The following is a 14,055-nucleotide window of genomic DNA, read 5'->3' as shown; positions in this document are numbered from 1 at the left end:
GCTGGCAGCAAGTAGGCAGGATTCAGCGCACGCGGCAAGGCAGCACATCATGACGAGCGAAACTTCCGTCAATCTTCTCGACTTCGATGCCGAGGGTCTTGTCGCGTACTGCGGCAGCCTCGGCGAGAAGCCGTTCCGCGCCAAGCAGTTGCAGCGCTGGATCCATCAGTACAACGCTGGCGATTTCGACGGCATGACCGACCTCGCGAAGTCCCTGAGAGAAAAGCTCAAGGGCCGCGCGTCGATCGTGATGCCCGATATCGTCAGCGATCACGTTTCCACCGACGGCACGCGCAAGTGGCTGATCGACGTCGGAAACGGCAATGCGGTCGAAACCGTTTTCATCCCGGAAGAGACGCGCGGCACGTTGTGCGTGTCGTCGCAAGCCGGGTGTGCGGTCAACTGCCGCTTCTGCTCGACGGGCAAGCAGGGCTTCTCCCGCAACCTGTCGACAGCCGAAATCATCGGCCAGCTCCGGATGGCCGAATTTGCACTGCGTGCGTCGCTCGGTCGCGCGCCCGGTCCGAACGGCAAGGCCGAACGGGTCGTCACCAACGTGGTGATGATGGGCATGGGCGAGCCGCTGCTGAATTACAGCGCGGTCGTGCCCGCGATGCGGCTCATGCTCGACGACAACGCCTACGGCCTGTCGCGCCGCCGCGTCACATTGTCGACGTCCGGCGTGGTGCCGATGATGGACCGCCTCGGCGCCGAACTGCCTGTCGCGCTCGCCGTTTCGCTCCACGCACCGAACGACGCGCTGCGCGACGAACTGGTGCCGCTCAACAAGAAGCATCCGCTTCGCGAGCTGATGGCCGCGTGCCAGCGTTATCTGAAAGTTGCGCCGCGCGACTTCATTACTTTCGAATACTGCATGCTCGACGGCGTCAACGACACCGAAGCGCATGCGCGCGAACTGCTGGCCGTCACGCGCGACGTGCCCTGCAAGTTCAATCTGATCCCGTTCAATCCGTTTCCGGAGTCGGGCCTCATCCGCTCGAAGCCGGAGCAGATCAAACGTTTCGCACAGGTCCTCATCGACGCGGGTGTCGTCACGACCGTGCGCAAGACGCGCGGCGACGACATTGACGCCGCGTGCGGCCAGCTGGCCGGCGCCGTGAAGGACCGCACGCGCCTGGCGGAGCGAACGGGCGCAGCAGCAAAAATCATCGAAGTTCGGGCGGTTTGACGGGGATGCCCGAACCTTTTGGCGGTACAACACGCGAATAGCGATCGGACGCGGCGCCTCGACGCCGCGCATGATATGGACGGTTGCGGGAGCCGGCGGCGCCCGCCAGTGAAGAAGAATCGACGCGAGGACAAGGATGAGTGAGCCGCAGCCGACAAACGGCGCAGAGATGAATGCCGCGAAGCCGGCGCAGGCAGGGCTTGAAACGCTGGCGGCCGTCGGCAGCCGGCTGGCGGAGCTCCGGGAAGCGAAAGGCTGGACGGTCGACGACGTGTCGGCGCGGCTCAAGGTCGCCCCGCAGAAACTGCGTGCGCTTGAGGCAGGCGACATCAGCCATTTGCCCGGCGTGACGTTCGCGCTCGGCGTCGTGCGCAGCTACGCGAAAATGCTCGGTGTCGATCCCGAGCCGTTTGCACAGGCATTGCGCCGCGAGCGCGGCGTGCCCGAAGTCGATCTGTCGATGCCCGCGTCGTCGGGGACGGATCTGCCGCGCGGCCGCGTATCGATTCCGCTCGGCGGCTCGTCGCGCCATCATCCGTGGCTGTGGGGGACGGCGATCGTTGTCGTCGCGGTGATCGCGGTACTCATGTGGCACACTGGCGGCGATACGTCGAGCTGGCTCGCGCGCTTCAAGAGTGGCGGCGACGCCGAACATGCGTCGGCGGCGAGCGCGTCGGCGGCGTCTTCCGCCGAAGAGGCGGTCGCCGGCGGTGCGTCGACGGCAGTCGGCAACGACGTCCCGGCGCAGGTTGCAGCATCCGCCGCGGCACCGCAGGCTGTTGCGTCGGCTGCTCCGGCTGCTTCGGCTCCGGCCCCGACGGCCGTCGTGCCTGCGTCGCAACCGATCGTCGCGTCGGCAGTGGCGAGCAGCGCGGCCGTGTCGGCGCAGCCCGCGAGCGTCGTGGTGGCGGCAGGCCAGTCGATGGTCGAACTGAAGGTCAAGCAGGATTGCTGGTTCAGCGTGCGCGACAAGAACGGCAAGGAGCTGTTCTCGGCGCTTGTGCGGGCCGGCGAGACGAAGCAGGTCGCCGGCGACGGGCCGTTCAAGGTCACGATCGGCAACAAGGCAGGTCTTGATACGGTCGCGTTCGACGGAAAACCCGTCGATCCGGCGAAATATTCGGCAGCGCGGGGTAACGTGGCGCGGTTCACGCTGCCCTGACGTCAAGCGCCGTGACGCAGGCCTGTCCTGGACAGGCCGCGAGGGCACGGCGCTTTTTCAATTCATGCGCCGCCTCGCGGCGCATTCCGCGTAAATGGATCTATCGATGCAATCCGAAGCTCAATCCCCACGCAGCAGTCAGATTTGTTCAACCGAGCCGGTGTTCGGCGGGCATCAGCCGCGTCGCGTGTCGCATGCGGTGGATGTTCGTTGGGGCGGGCAGCTCGTGACGATCGGCGGCGATGCGCCGGTGCGCGTGCAGTCGATGACGAATACCGACACGGCCGACGCGATCGGCACGGCGATCCAGATCAAGGAACTCGCGAATGCGGGCTCGGAACTGGTGCGCATCACGGTCAATACGCCGGAGGCCGCGGCCGCCGTGCCGGCGATCCGCGAGCAGCTCGACCGGATGGGTGTGACCGTCCCGCTCGTCGGAGATTTCCACTACAACGGCCACCTGCTGCTGCGCGACTATCCGGGCTGCGCGGAGTCGTTGTCGAAGTACCGGATCAACCCGGGTAACGTCGGCCAGGGCGCGAAGCGCGACACGCAGTTCGCACAGATGATCGAAGCCGCGGCGAAGTACGACAAGCCGGTGCGGATCGGCGTGAACTGGGGCAGTCTCGACCAGGACCTGCTCGCGCGCATGATGGACGAGAACGGTGCGCGTGCGCAGCCGTGGGATGCGCAGAGCGTGATGTACGAAGCGCTGATCCAGTCGGCGATCGGCTCGGCCGAGCGCGCGGTCGAACTGGGTCTCGGCCGTGACCGCATCGTGCTGTCGTGCAAGGTCAGCGGCGTGCAGGACCTGATCGCCGTGTACCGCGAGCTCGGCCGCCGCTGCGGGTTCGCGCTGCACCTCGGTCTGACCGAGGCGGGCATGGGCTCGAAGGGCATCGTCGCTTCGACGGCCGCGCTCGGCGTGTTGCTGCAGGAAGGGATCGGCGACACGATCCGCATTTCGCTGACGCCGGAGCCGGGTGCGTCGCGCACGGGCGAAGTGATCGTCGGCCAGGAAATCCTGCAAACGATGGGCCTGCGCTCGTTCGCGCCGATGGTGATCGCGTGCCCGGGCTGCGGCCGCACGACGAGCACGCTGTTCCAGGAACTCGCGATGCAGATCCAGACCTATCTGCGTGAGCAGATGCCGGTCTGGCGCAAGGAATATCCGGGCGTCGAGAAGATGAACGTCGCGGTGATGGGCTGCATCGTCAACGGCCCGGGCGAGTCGAAGCACGCGAACATCGGCATCAGCCTGCCGGGTTCGGGCGAAAACCCGGCCGCGCCCGTCTTCATCGATGGCGAGAAGGTCAGGACGCTGCGCGGTGAGCGAATCGCCGAGGAATTCCAGCAGATCGTCAGCGACTACGTCGCACGCAATTACGGCCGCACCGAGGCCCTGAACTAAATTCGTCCACACACACGAACGATGACTGAACAGAAACGCAAGATCGAGAAGCTCACCGGCGTCAAGGGCATGAACGACATCCTCCCGCAGGATGCCGGCCTCTGGGAGTTCTTCGAAGCTACCGTGAAATCGCTGCTGCGCGCGTACGGCTACCAGAACATCCGCACGCCGATCGTCGAACATACGCAGCTCTTCACGCGCGGCATCGGCGAAGTCACGGACATCGTCGAGAAGGAGATGTACAGCTTCACCGACGCGCTGAACGGCGAGAACCTGACGATGCGCCCGGAGAACACCGCGGCCGTCGTGCGCGCGTCGATCGAGCACAACATGCTGTACGACGGCCCGAAGCGCCTGTGGTACATCGGCCCGATGTTTCGTCACGAGCGTCCGCAGCGCGGCCGCTATCGTCAGTTCCACCAGGTCGGCGTCGAGGCACTCGGCTTCGCTGGCCCGGACGCGGATGCCGAAATCATCATGATGTGTCAGCGCCTGTGGGACGACCTCGGCCTGACCGGTATCAAGCTCGAGATCAACTCGCTCGGCCTCGCCGAAGAGCGTGCCGCACACCGCGTCGAACTGATCAAATATCTCGAGCAGTTCGCCGATGTCCTGGACGAGGACGCAAAGCGTCGCCTGTATACGAACCCGCTGCGCGTGCTCGACACGAAGAACCCCGCGCTGCAGGAAATCGCGCAGAACGCGCCGAAGCTGATCGACTTCCTCGGTGACGAGTCGCGTGCCCATTTCGAAGGGCTGCAGCGCCTGCTGCTCGCGAACAACATCCCGTTCAAGATCAACCCGCGTCTCGTGCGCGGCCTCGACTACTACAACCTGACCGTGTTCGAGTGGGTGACCGACAAGCTCGGCGCGCAGGGCACGGTCGCGGCCGGCGGCCGCTACGATCCGCTGATCGAGCAGCTCGGCGGCAAGCCGACCGCCGCATGCGGCTGGGCGATGGGCATCGAGCGCATTCTCGAGCTGCTGAAGGAAGAGGATCTCGCGCCCGAGCAGGAAGGTGTCGACGTGTACGTGGTGCACCAGGGCGAGACGGCGCGCGAACAGGCGTTCATCGCGGCCGAGCGTCTGCGCGATACGGGCCTCGACGTGATTTTCCACTGCAGCGCTGACGGCGGCCCGGCAAGCTTCAAGTCGCAGATGAAGCGGGCCGATGCGAGCGGTGCGGCGTTCGCGGTGATCTTCGGCGAAGAAGAGGTCGCGAACGGCACGGTCGGCGTGAAAGCGTTGCGCGGTGCGGGCGAGGATGGGGAAAAGAACGTTCAGCAGACCGTACCGGTCGAAAGCTTGACCGAATTCCTAATCAATGCGATGGTTGCATCCGCCGAAGACGGCGACGACTGATCGCGCTGGCATTCGCTCGACAAGAAAAGCCTGAAAAGGAAGGAATCGCTCGCCGATGAGTTATCACGACGAACAAGAATCGATTGAAAGTCTCAAGGCGTGGTGGGCCCGCTGGGGCAACCTCACCACGTGGATCGTGCTCGCGGCGCTGGTCGTCGCGGCCGGTTTCAACGGCTGGAATTACTGGCAGCGCCGTCAGGCCGCCGAGGCTTCCGGGTTGTACGAGCAGGTGCAGAAGGCTGCCGCCGGGAATGACAAGGCGACGATGGCCCGCGCGGCGGCCGACATGGAAGACAAGTTCGGCAGCACGCCGTATGCGCAGATGAGCGCACTGTTGGCAGCGAAGACGCTGTACGCAGCCGGCGATGCCGCCGGCGCGAAGGCGCAGCTGCAATGGGCCGTCGATCACGCCAAGGACGACGAGTACAAGCAGATCGCGAAGCTGCGTCTCGCATCGCTGCTGCTCGACGAGAAGGCGTACGATGCGGGCCTCGCGCTGCTTTCCGGCACGCCGGTCGATGCATTCAAGGGTCTCGTGGCCGATCGCCGCGGCGATCTGCTTGCGGCCCAAGGCAAGACCGCCGATGCGCGCGCCGCATACAAGCTTGCGCTCGACGGTCTGTCGCAGGACGACCAGTCCGCGCGTCAGCTCGTGCAGTTCAAGCTCGACGCGCTCGGCGGCTGATCCCGGCCCTCTCAACCTCTTAACTCTGCTTCGCTAACCGATGAATTTGCTGAAACGTTACGCTGTGCCCGTAGCCTGCGCGGCGGCTGTCCTGGCATTGGCGGCCTGCTCGTCGTCGAAGGACGCGCGCCGCGTGCCGACGCCGCTCACCGAGTTCAAGCCCGTCATGGACGTGCAACAGGTCTGGAAGGCGAGCGTCGGCAAGGGCGGGCGCTACCTGTTCTCGCCGGTGGCCGTTGGCGACGCCGTCTACGCGGCGGGCGAGAACGGTTCGGTCGAGAAGATCGACGCGAAGACGGGCCAGACGCTGTGGCGCGCGAAGGTCGGCTCGGATCTGTCGGCCGGGGTCGGCAGCGACGGCAACCTGACCGCAGTCGGCGCGTTGAAGGGCGGCGTGTTCGTGCTGGGCCCCGACGGCAAGCAACTGTGGAAGACGAGCGTGCAGGGCGAGATCTTCTCGCCGCCGCTGGTCGGCAACGGTCTCGTGATCGTGCGCACGATCGACGGCCAGGTGATCGCGTTCAACGCGCAGACGGGCGAACAGAAGTGGAACTACCGCAACCGCGCGGTGCCGCTGAACCTGCGCGTGTCGTCCGGCATGACGTTTGCGGGTGATGCGGCCGTGCTGGCGGGCTTCCCCGGCGGTGGTCTTGTCGCGATCAACCTGCAGACGGGTGAGCCGTTCTGGCAGACGCCCGTGTCGTTCCCGAAAGGCGTGACCGAAGTGGAGCGTATCAACGACGTCAGCGGTCCGCCGACGCTCGTGGGTGCCGAAACGTGCGCGGTCACGTTCCAGGGCCAGCTCGGCTGCTTCGACGCGAACTCGGGCCGTCCGCTGTGGGAAAAGGCGTTCTCGAGCCGCAGCGGTCTGGCGCAGGACGATTCTGTCGTCGCCGGCGGTGACGACTGGTCGGTGGTGACGGCGTACGACGCGGCGAGCGGCAATCAGCTCTGGCGTAACGACAAGCTGAAGAGCCGCGACGTCGGCGTGCCATACTTGCTCGGCCATGCGGTCGTGATGGGCGACTACAAGGGCTTCGTGCACTTCCTGTCGCGCGAGGACGGCAGCTTCATCGCCCGGATGAAAACCGACGGCAGCGCGATTACCGCGGCGCCGGTCCTGGCCGGCAATACGCTCGTCGTGCAGACGAAGGACGGCGGCCTGTACGGGTTCCGTCCGCGCTGACGCGCACGCAACGAGCGCAATCGCGGCGCGGCGGGCTCGTCCCGCGCGAGCGATTGCGCGACATGAAGGCGGCCGGTGTCCCCGGCCGCTCGGTATTTGAAAGGCAGTTCGAAACGAAAGACGACGGCGCGCAACGCGCGCCCGGCGCGCGCATCCGGCGCGGCGCGAATTCGTGATATTTTCATTCAGCGCAGCCGCCCGCAGCAGCGGGCCTCCCGCTGCTGCGCATCACCGTAGAAAACACAGATGAAACCGGTCATTGCCCTCGTTGGGCGCCCCAATGTGGGGAAATCCACGCTGTTCAACCGGCTCACGCGCTCGCGCGATGCGCTGGTTGCCGACTTGCCCGGCCTGACGCGCGATCGCCATTACGGCGAAGGGCGCGTCGGCGAGCGGCCGTATCTGGTCGTCGATACCGGCGGCTTCGAGCCCGTCGCGAAGGACGGCATCCTGCACGAGATGGCACGCCAGACGCGGCAGGCCGTCGAGGAAGCCGACGTCGTCGTGTTCATCGTCGACGGCCGTAACGGCCTCGCGCCGCAGGACAAGTCGATCGCCGACTACCTGCGCAAGACCGGCCGGCCGATCTTCCTGGTCGTCAACAAGGCCGAGGGGATGAAGTACACGGCGGTTGCGACGGACTTCTACGAGCTCGGGCTCGGCGATCCGCGCGCGATCTCGGCCGCGCACGGCGACGGCGTGACCGACATGATCAACGAAGCGCTGGAAGTCGCATACGCGGGCCAGCCCGAGGAAGCGGACGAGGACGATCCGTCGCGCGGCATCAAGATCGCGATCGTCGGCCGGCCGAACGTCGGCAAGTCGACGCTCGTGAACGCGCTGATCGGCGAGGACCGCGTGATCGCGTTCGACATGCCGGGCACGACGCGCGATTCGATCTACGTCGACTTCGAGCGCAACGGCAAGAAATATACGCTGATCGACACCGCGGGCTTGCGACGTCGCGGCAAGGTGTTCGAGGCGATCGAGAAATTCTCGGTCGTGAAGACGCTGCAGTCGATCTCCGACGCGAACGTCGTCATTCTTCTGCTGGATGCGCAGCAGGACATTTCCGACCAGGACGCGCACATCGCCGGCTTCGTCGTCGAACAGGGCCGCGCGCTCGTGATCGGCGTCAACAAGTGGGACGGCCTCGACGACCATGCACGCGATCGTGCGAAAGCGGATTTGACCCGCAAGCTGAAATTCCTCGACTTCGCGAAATCGCACTACATTTCGGCCGCGAAGAAGACGGGCATCGGCGCGCTGATGCGCTCGGTCGACGACGCGTACGCGGCGGCGATGGCGAAACTGCCGACGCCGAAGCTCACGCGCGCGCTGATCGAGGCGGTCGAGTTCCAGCAGCCGCGTCGTCGCGGTCCGGTGCGTCCGAAGCTGCGCTACGCGCACCAGGGCGGCCAGAATCCGCCGCTGATCGTTATCCACGGCAACGCGCTCGATGCGGTCACGGAAACCTACAAGCGTTACCTCGAAAACCGATTCCGCGAAACTTTCTCACTGACCGGGACTCCATTGCGCATAGAGTTCCGTTCGTCGAACAACCCGTACGCGGACAAGGGCTGAAGCAGGTCCTGCAAGGGGTAGGCCGCATGGCCTACGCCCGGGCGGGGCATGCAAAATCGGCTATAGTGTAGCGATTGGCGCCGGATCTCTTTTTCTTCGTCGCCAATCCAGATCAACCTGCAAAAAAAGATGGAGTACGCCATGAGCAACAAAGGGCAATTGTTACAAGACCCGTTTTTGAACGCACTGCGCAAAGAGCACGTTCCCGTTTCGATCTATCTCGTCAACGGCATCAAGCTGCAAGGGAACATTGAATCGTTCGACCAGTACGTCGTGTTGCTCCGTAATACGGTGACCCAGATGGTCTACAAGCACGCCATCTCGACGGTCGTGCCGGCGCGCCCGGTGAATTTCCACCCGGACGCGGAAGCCTCGTCCTAACCCATCGCAGCGGCCGGCGTCCGGTCGCCGCGAGCGACCGATGCCAGCCGCCTTATCTTGACACCCGATAATTTGATCAACGCAGCGCTCGTCGGCATCGACTTCGGCAAGACCGATTTCGAAGCCAGTCTCGAAGAACTCAGTCTTCTCGCCTCCAGTGCGGGGGCCCGTCCCGCCGTCACCCTCACGGGTCGTCGCGCCAGTCCCGATGCCAAGATGTTCATCGGCAGCGGCAAAGCCGAAGAATTGCGGCTTGCCTGCGAAGCGCACAACGTCGAAATCGTCATCTTCAACCACGCACTGGCACCGGCCCAGCAACGCAATCTGGAGCAGGCGCTTAACAGGCGGGTGGTCGATCGCACGAGCCTCATTCTCGATATCTTCGCGCAGCGTGCCCGCAGCCACGAAGGCAAGCTGCAGGTCGAGCTCGCGCAGTTGCAATACCTGTCGACCCGCCTGATTCGCGCGTGGACTCACCTGGAGCGGCAAAAGGGCGGTATCGGCCTGCGCGGCCCCGGTGAAACCCAGCTCGAAACCGACCGCCGGCTGATCGGCGAGCGCATCAAGATGCTGAAGTCGCGGCTCGACCGGTTGCGCCGGCAGCACAGCACGCAGCGTCGCCAGCGCGCGCGCAGCGGCACGATGTCGGTGTCGCTCGTCGGCTATACGAACGCGGGCAAGTCGACGCTGTTCAATGCGCTGACGAAAGCGCAGGCCTATGCGGCCGACCAGCTGTTCGCCACGCTCGATACGACGTCGCGGCGCGTGTACCTCGGCGACGAGGCAGGTCAGATCGTCGTGTCCGATACGGTGGGGTTCATTCGCGAACTGCCTCACCAGCTGGTTGCCGCATTTCGCGCGACCCTTGAGGAAACGATCCACGCGGATCTGCTGCTGCACGTCGTCGACGCGTCGAGCGCGGTGCGGCTCGAACAGATCGAGCAGGTGAACGGCGTGCTGCACGAGATCGGTGCGGACACGATCCGGCAGGTGCTGGTGTTCAACAAGATCGACGCCGTGCCCGAGCTGGCGGCCCGCGGCGACGCGGTCGAGCGGGACGAGTATGGTAATATTTCGCGCGTCTTTTTGAGCGCACGCACCGGTCAGGGTCTTGATGCGTTGCGTGCCGCCATCGCCGAGATCGCCTCCGCGGAACACCTTTCCGGCGCGACGTTACCCAACGGCGCGCTCGACGGCGCACCCGCTGAACCGCACGAAGACCACACGATTTCCGAACACGGGCGCTAACCGGTCCCGGCCGGTTCGCTGGCGTCTAATCTGGTGAACAAACTCTGGTGAACGAATACAACGAGCGGAGTACCTGGCGGCGGATGCGCGCCTTGCTGTCAATCAACGATCCCCGCTGGGGACGCGGCGAAGGCAAGGGCAACGACGGATCCCGTCCGCGTGCGAACGAATCGAAGCGTCCGCCCGGTGGCGACGGTGACGGTCCGCCCGATCTCGACGAGATGTGGCGCAACTTCAACCGGCGTCTGAGCGGCCTGTTCGGTGGCAAGGGCGGCAACGGCTTCCGGCCCGACAATGGCCGGGCCGCGCGTGTCGGCGTCGGCATCGTGATCGGCGTGCTGGTCGCGGTCTACGCAGGCAGCGGGCTGTTCGTCGTGCAGGAGGGCCAGACGGGCGTCGTGCTGCAGTTCGGCAAGCTGTCCGGCACGGTTGGCCAGGGCGTGCACTGGCGCGCACCGTATCCGTTCGCGTCGCACGAGATCGTCGACACATCGCAGGTCCGTTCGATCGAGATCGGCCGCAACAACGTCGTGCGTCTCGCGAACGTGAAGGAAGCGGCGATGCTGACGCGCGACGCCGACATCGTCGACGTGCGTTTCATCGTCCAGTACCGCATTCGTTCGGCAACCGACTACCTGTTCCGCAGCGTCGACCCGGAGCGCAGTGTGTCGCAGGCCGCCCAGGCCGCGGTGCGTGCGATCGTCGGCACGCGCAGCGCGGCCGACATGCTGAACCAGGATCGCGACGCGCTGCGCGAGCAATTGTCCGCCGCGATCCAGCGCGATCTCGATCGCTACCAGTCGGGCCTCGAGATCACGGCCGTCACGATGCAGAACGTCGCAGCACCCGAGCAGACACAGGCCGCATACGCCGAAGTCGCGAAGGCGCGCGAAGATCGCGAGGCCGCGAAGCGTGCGGCGCAGGCCTATGCGAACGACCTGCTGCCGAAGGCGCAGGGCGATGCCGCGAAACTCGCCGATGAAGCGAAGGCGTATGCCGATCGCGTGGTCACGCAAGCAGAAGGCGACGCCGACCGGTTCAAGCAGGTCTATGCACAGTATTCGAAAGCGCCCGCGGTGATCCGTGAGCGGATGTACCTCGAGACGATGCAGGAAATCTATTCGAACGCGACGAAAGTGTTCGTCGGCAACAAGGGTGGCAACAGCGTCGTGTATCTGCCGCTCGACAAGCTCGTCGAGCAGGGGCGACAAAACGTCGCGAATGCCACGAATGCCGCGACGCCGGCCGGTGCATCCGAGCCCGCCGCGGCGTCGGCCCCGGCTGCCGCTGCATCGAGTGCACCCGCGAGCGCGGCTTCGTCCGCGGCGGCGCCCGCACCGGGCAGCGACGTGCTGCGGTCGCGCGAAGCGTTCCGCAGCCGCTCGCGTGAAGACGATACGAAGTAACGGAGAGCGCAGAACATGAACCGAATCATTGCGCTCGTCGTCGCAATCGTGATCGCCGCCTTCGCGGCGTCGTCGACCGTCCTGACCGTCGACCCGCGCCACACTGCCGTGTTGTCGGGCCGCGACGGCGCGCAACCCGAACTCGCGGGCCCCGGCATCCATTTCAAGTTGCCGCCGCCGTTGCAGACGGCGACGCTGATCGACACGCGCCTGCAATCGCTCGAGTCGTCGGATCCGTTGCAACTGGCGACCGAAGACAAGCACGATCTGCTTGTCGCGTATGCGGTCAAGTACCGGATCAGCGATCCGATGAAGTATTTCACGGCCACGGGCGGCGACCCGGCGGCTGCCACCGAGCATCTGGCCGGCGCGCTGAAGAGCGCACTCGGCGACGCGTTCGGCAAGCGCGCGCTCGACGACGCGCTCGGCGGCCAGCGCGACATTGCCAATGCGGTGCGCGAGGCGGTTCGCGCGAAGGCATCCGGCTTGGGCGTCGACGTGGTCGACGTGCAGTTGACGCGTGTCGACTTGCCGGCTGCGCAGACGGATGCCGTCTATCAGCGGATGATTGCCGCGCTGCGCGACCAGGCCGCACAGGTGCGTGCGGATAGCGCCGCCGATGTCGAGCAGATCAAGGCCGACGCGGAACGCGAACAGCAGGCGGTGCTCGCGAATGCGTACAAGTCCGCGCAGATGGTCAAGGGCGAGGGCGACGCGAAGGCCGCGTCGATCGCCGCCGAAGCGTTTGGCCGTGATCCGCAGTTCTATCAGTTTTATGCGAGCCTGCAGGCTTACCGGAATACCTTCAAGCGCAACGACATCATCGTCGTCGACCCCGACAGCGAGTTTTTCCGCTTCATGCGCAGCTCGACGGGCGGTGCCGCACCGGCGGCACCCGCTCCCCGCAAACACTGACCTTGGGGCGCCGCATCGAGCGGCGCCGTCGCTCGCATGGATCTGGCTGGCTCGTTGTTGCTCGCGGTAGCACTGATGCTGATTATCGAGGGGGCGTTCCCCTTCGTGTTTCCCGTCGCCTGGCGCGACACGTTTCGTAGAATAGCGGAGCGGCCGCCGCATCATATCCGGATCGGCGGGCTCATCGTGATGGCGCTCGGGCTCGTCCTGTTGCTGCTCGCCACCTGATCCGGACGGCGCACCCGCCGTTCGTTCCGCCCGATTTCCGATTTCCGATTCATCTCGCGGCGCGCGTGTCGCGCCCTGTTTCCTGTCGTAGGACCGTACCGATGTCGACCTGGTTACTTCCCGAGAATATCGCCGACGTACTGCCGTCGGAAGCGCGCAAGATCGAGGAGCTGCGCCGCAGGCTGCTCGATCGCTTCCGTTCGTACGGCTACGAAATGGTGATGCCGCCGCTGCTCGAATATCTCGAGTCGCTGCTGACGAGCGGCGGCGCCGACCTGCGCCTGCGCACCTTCAAGCTGGTCGATCAGCTGTCGGGCCGCACGCTCGGCCTGCGCGCGGACATCACGCCGCAGGTCGCGCGCATCGACGCGCACCTGCTGAACCGCCAGGGCGTGACGCGCCTCTGCTATGCGGGTCACGTGATGCATACGCGTCCGCGCGGCCTGCATGCGACGCGTGAACAGATCCAGATCGGCGCCGAAATCTACGGTCATGCCGGGCTGGAAGCCGATCTGGAGATCCAGCAACTGATGCTCGACGCGCTGCACCTCGCGGGGCTGTCGCGGATCCGTCTGGATCTGTGTCACGCGGGCGTGCTCGCGGCGCTGCTCGCACGCGACGCGCAGGCCGCCGAGCGCGGCGAGGCGCTGCACGACGCGCTGTCGGGCAAGGACGTGCCGCTGTTGAACGAACTCACCGACGATCTCGGCGCCGATACGCGCGCGGCGCTGCGGGCGCTGCCGCACCTGTATGGCGACGCGAGCGTGCTCGACGAGGCACGTGCACGCCTGCCGGTGCTGCCCGAGATCACGCGCGCACTCGACGATCTCGCGCAGCTCGCGGCGCAGGCGAAGGGCGTCGAGGTGGCGATCGATCTCGCCGACCTGCGTGGCTACGCGTACCACAGCGGCGCGATGTTTACGGCGTACATCGATGGCGTGCCGAACGCGATCGCGCGCGGCGGCCGTTACGACCACGTGGGCCAGGCCTACGGTCGCGCCCGCCCGGCGACGGGCTTCTCGCTCGACCTGCGCGAGCTCGCGCGGATTTCGCCGATCGAGGCGCGCGGCACTGCAATTCTCGCGCCGTGGGCACAGGACGACGCGCTGAGCGCGGCCGTTGCGGCGCTGCGCGATGCGGGCGAGGTCGTGATCCAGGCGTTGCCGGGGCACGACCACGTGCTCGACGAGTTCGCGTGCGACCGTTCGCTCGTCGAGCGTAACGGCGCATGGGTGGTCGAACCCCGTTAAACAGGCGTTCGCGGGCCGTCGTTCGGCGTGCATATCGTTGAAGCGAAA

General features: G+C 65.8%; 13 protein-coding genes. All 13 read left to right on the top strand.

Features of this window, described 5'->3' with window-relative positions:
• The first annotated feature begins 49 nt into the window (after window positions 1-49).
• On the top strand, window positions 50-1,189 hold the full coding sequence (rlmN, locus tag ACT2FV_RS25720) for a 23S rRNA (adenine(2503)-C(2))-methyltransferase RlmN (RefSeq protein ID WP_014896906.1): 1,140 nt from the start codon (window positions 50-52) through the stop codon (window positions 1,187-1,189).
• A gap of 136 nt (window positions 1,190-1,325) precedes the next feature.
• Window positions 1,326-2,351, top strand: coding sequence for a helix-turn-helix domain-containing protein (locus ACT2FV_RS25715; RefSeq protein ID WP_444505073.1), 1,026 nt, complete (start codon window positions 1,326-1,328; stop codon window positions 2,349-2,351).
• 106 nt (window positions 2,352-2,457) lie between these two features.
• A complete protein-coding gene (gene ispG, locus ACT2FV_RS25710) occupies window positions 2,458-3,762 on the top strand; it encodes a flavodoxin-dependent (E)-4-hydroxy-3-methylbut-2-enyl-diphosphate synthase (protein ID WP_059604437.1) in 1,305 nt (434 codons plus the stop codon).
• Window positions 3,763-3,783: 21 nt separating this feature from the next.
• The gene (hisS, locus tag ACT2FV_RS25705) at window positions 3,784-5,124 is read left to right on the top strand and encodes a histidine--tRNA ligase (RefSeq protein WP_044848982.1); all 1,341 of its coding nucleotides are present in this window, start codon (window positions 3,784-3,786) and stop codon (window positions 5,122-5,124) included.
• A 55-nt stretch (window positions 5,125-5,179) separates the two neighbouring features.
• The gene (locus ACT2FV_RS25700; RefSeq protein WP_124622651.1) at window positions 5,180-5,809 is read left to right on the top strand and encodes a tetratricopeptide repeat protein; all 630 of its coding nucleotides are present in this window, start codon (window positions 5,180-5,182) and stop codon (window positions 5,807-5,809) included.
• A 40-nt stretch (window positions 5,810-5,849) separates the two neighbouring features.
• On the top strand, window positions 5,850-6,995 hold the full coding sequence (gene bamB / locus ACT2FV_RS25695; protein WP_151049893.1) for an outer membrane protein assembly factor BamB: 1,146 nt from the start codon (window positions 5,850-5,852) through the stop codon (window positions 6,993-6,995).
• Window positions 6,996-7,241: 246 nt separating this feature from the next.
• Window positions 7,242-8,579 carry a ribosome biogenesis GTPase Der gene (gene der / locus ACT2FV_RS25690; RefSeq protein ID WP_014896912.1) on the top strand — a complete coding sequence of 446 codons (1,338 nt, stop codon included), beginning with the start codon at window positions 7,242-7,244 and terminating at the stop codon, window positions 8,577-8,579.
• 141 nt (window positions 8,580-8,720) lie between these two features.
• A complete protein-coding gene (gene hfq, locus ACT2FV_RS25685) occupies window positions 8,721-8,960 on the top strand; it encodes an RNA chaperone Hfq (protein ID WP_006399927.1) in 240 nt (79 codons plus the stop codon).
• A 72-nt stretch (window positions 8,961-9,032) separates the two neighbouring features.
• Window positions 9,033-10,208, top strand: a complete 1,176-nt coding sequence (hflX, locus tag ACT2FV_RS25680) for a GTPase HflX (RefSeq protein ID WP_185633731.1) — start codon at window positions 9,033-9,035, stop codon at window positions 10,206-10,208.
• Window positions 10,209-10,255: 47 nt separating this feature from the next.
• Complete coding sequence (gene hflK / locus ACT2FV_RS25675; protein WP_226116093.1) at window positions 10,256-11,614, top strand: FtsH protease activity modulator HflK; 1,359 nt, start codon at window positions 10,256-10,258, stop codon at window positions 11,612-11,614.
• A 15-nt stretch (window positions 11,615-11,629) separates the two neighbouring features.
• Window positions 11,630-12,529: a protease modulator HflC gene (gene hflC / locus ACT2FV_RS25670; protein WP_444505072.1), complete on the top strand. Its 900-nt coding sequence runs from the start codon at window positions 11,630-11,632 to the stop codon at window positions 12,527-12,529.
• Window positions 12,530-12,565: 36 nt separating this feature from the next.
• Window positions 12,566-12,757, top strand: a complete 192-nt coding sequence (locus tag ACT2FV_RS25665) for a DUF2065 domain-containing protein (protein WP_009687995.1) — start codon at window positions 12,566-12,568, stop codon at window positions 12,755-12,757.
• Between the two features lie 101 nt (window positions 12,758-12,858).
• Window positions 12,859-14,007: an ATP phosphoribosyltransferase regulatory subunit gene (locus tag ACT2FV_RS25660; RefSeq protein ID WP_059604400.1), complete on the top strand. Its 1,149-nt coding sequence runs from the start codon at window positions 12,859-12,861 to the stop codon at window positions 14,005-14,007.
• Window positions 14,008-14,055 lie beyond the last annotated feature (48 nt).

It is taken from the genome of Burkholderia sp. PR2 (assembly GCF_052372875.1).
Taxonomy (GTDB): domain Bacteria; phylum Pseudomonadota; class Gammaproteobacteria; order Burkholderiales; family Burkholderiaceae; genus Burkholderia; species Burkholderia diffusa.
This window is presented reverse-complemented; position numbering and strand designations above follow the sequence as displayed.

What these genes read in the sequence shown, in the direction of transcription:
- rlmN (WP_014896906.1), top strand. Translation starts at nt 50, where the DNA reads ATGACGAGCGAAACTTCCGTCAATCTTCTCGACTTCGATGCCGAGGGT.
- ACT2FV_RS25715 (WP_444505073.1), top strand. Translation starts at nt 1,326, where the DNA reads ATGAGTGAGCCGCAGCCGACAAACGGCGCAGAGATGAATGCCGCGAAG.
- ispG (WP_059604437.1), top strand. Translation starts at nt 2,458, where the DNA reads ATGCAATCCGAAGCTCAATCCCCACGCAGCAGTCAGATTTGTTCAACC.
- hisS (WP_044848982.1), top strand. Translation starts at nt 3,784, where the DNA reads ATGACTGAACAGAAACGCAAGATCGAGAAGCTCACCGGCGTCAAGGGC.
- ACT2FV_RS25700 (WP_124622651.1), top strand. Translation starts at nt 5,180, where the DNA reads ATGAGTTATCACGACGAACAAGAATCGATTGAAAGTCTCAAGGCGTGG.
- bamB (WP_151049893.1), top strand. Translation starts at nt 5,850, where the DNA reads ATGAATTTGCTGAAACGTTACGCTGTGCCCGTAGCCTGCGCGGCGGCT.
- der (WP_014896912.1), top strand. Translation starts at nt 7,242, where the DNA reads ATGAAACCGGTCATTGCCCTCGTTGGGCGCCCCAATGTGGGGAAATCC.
- hfq (WP_006399927.1), top strand. Translation starts at nt 8,721, where the DNA reads ATGAGCAACAAAGGGCAATTGTTACAAGACCCGTTTTTGAACGCACTG.
- hflC (WP_444505072.1), top strand. Translation starts at nt 11,630, where the DNA reads ATGAACCGAATCATTGCGCTCGTCGTCGCAATCGTGATCGCCGCCTTC.
- ACT2FV_RS25665 (WP_009687995.1), top strand. Translation starts at nt 12,566, where the DNA reads ATGGATCTGGCTGGCTCGTTGTTGCTCGCGGTAGCACTGATGCTGATT.
- ACT2FV_RS25660 (WP_059604400.1), top strand. Translation starts at nt 12,859, where the DNA reads ATGTCGACCTGGTTACTTCCCGAGAATATCGCCGACGTACTGCCGTCG.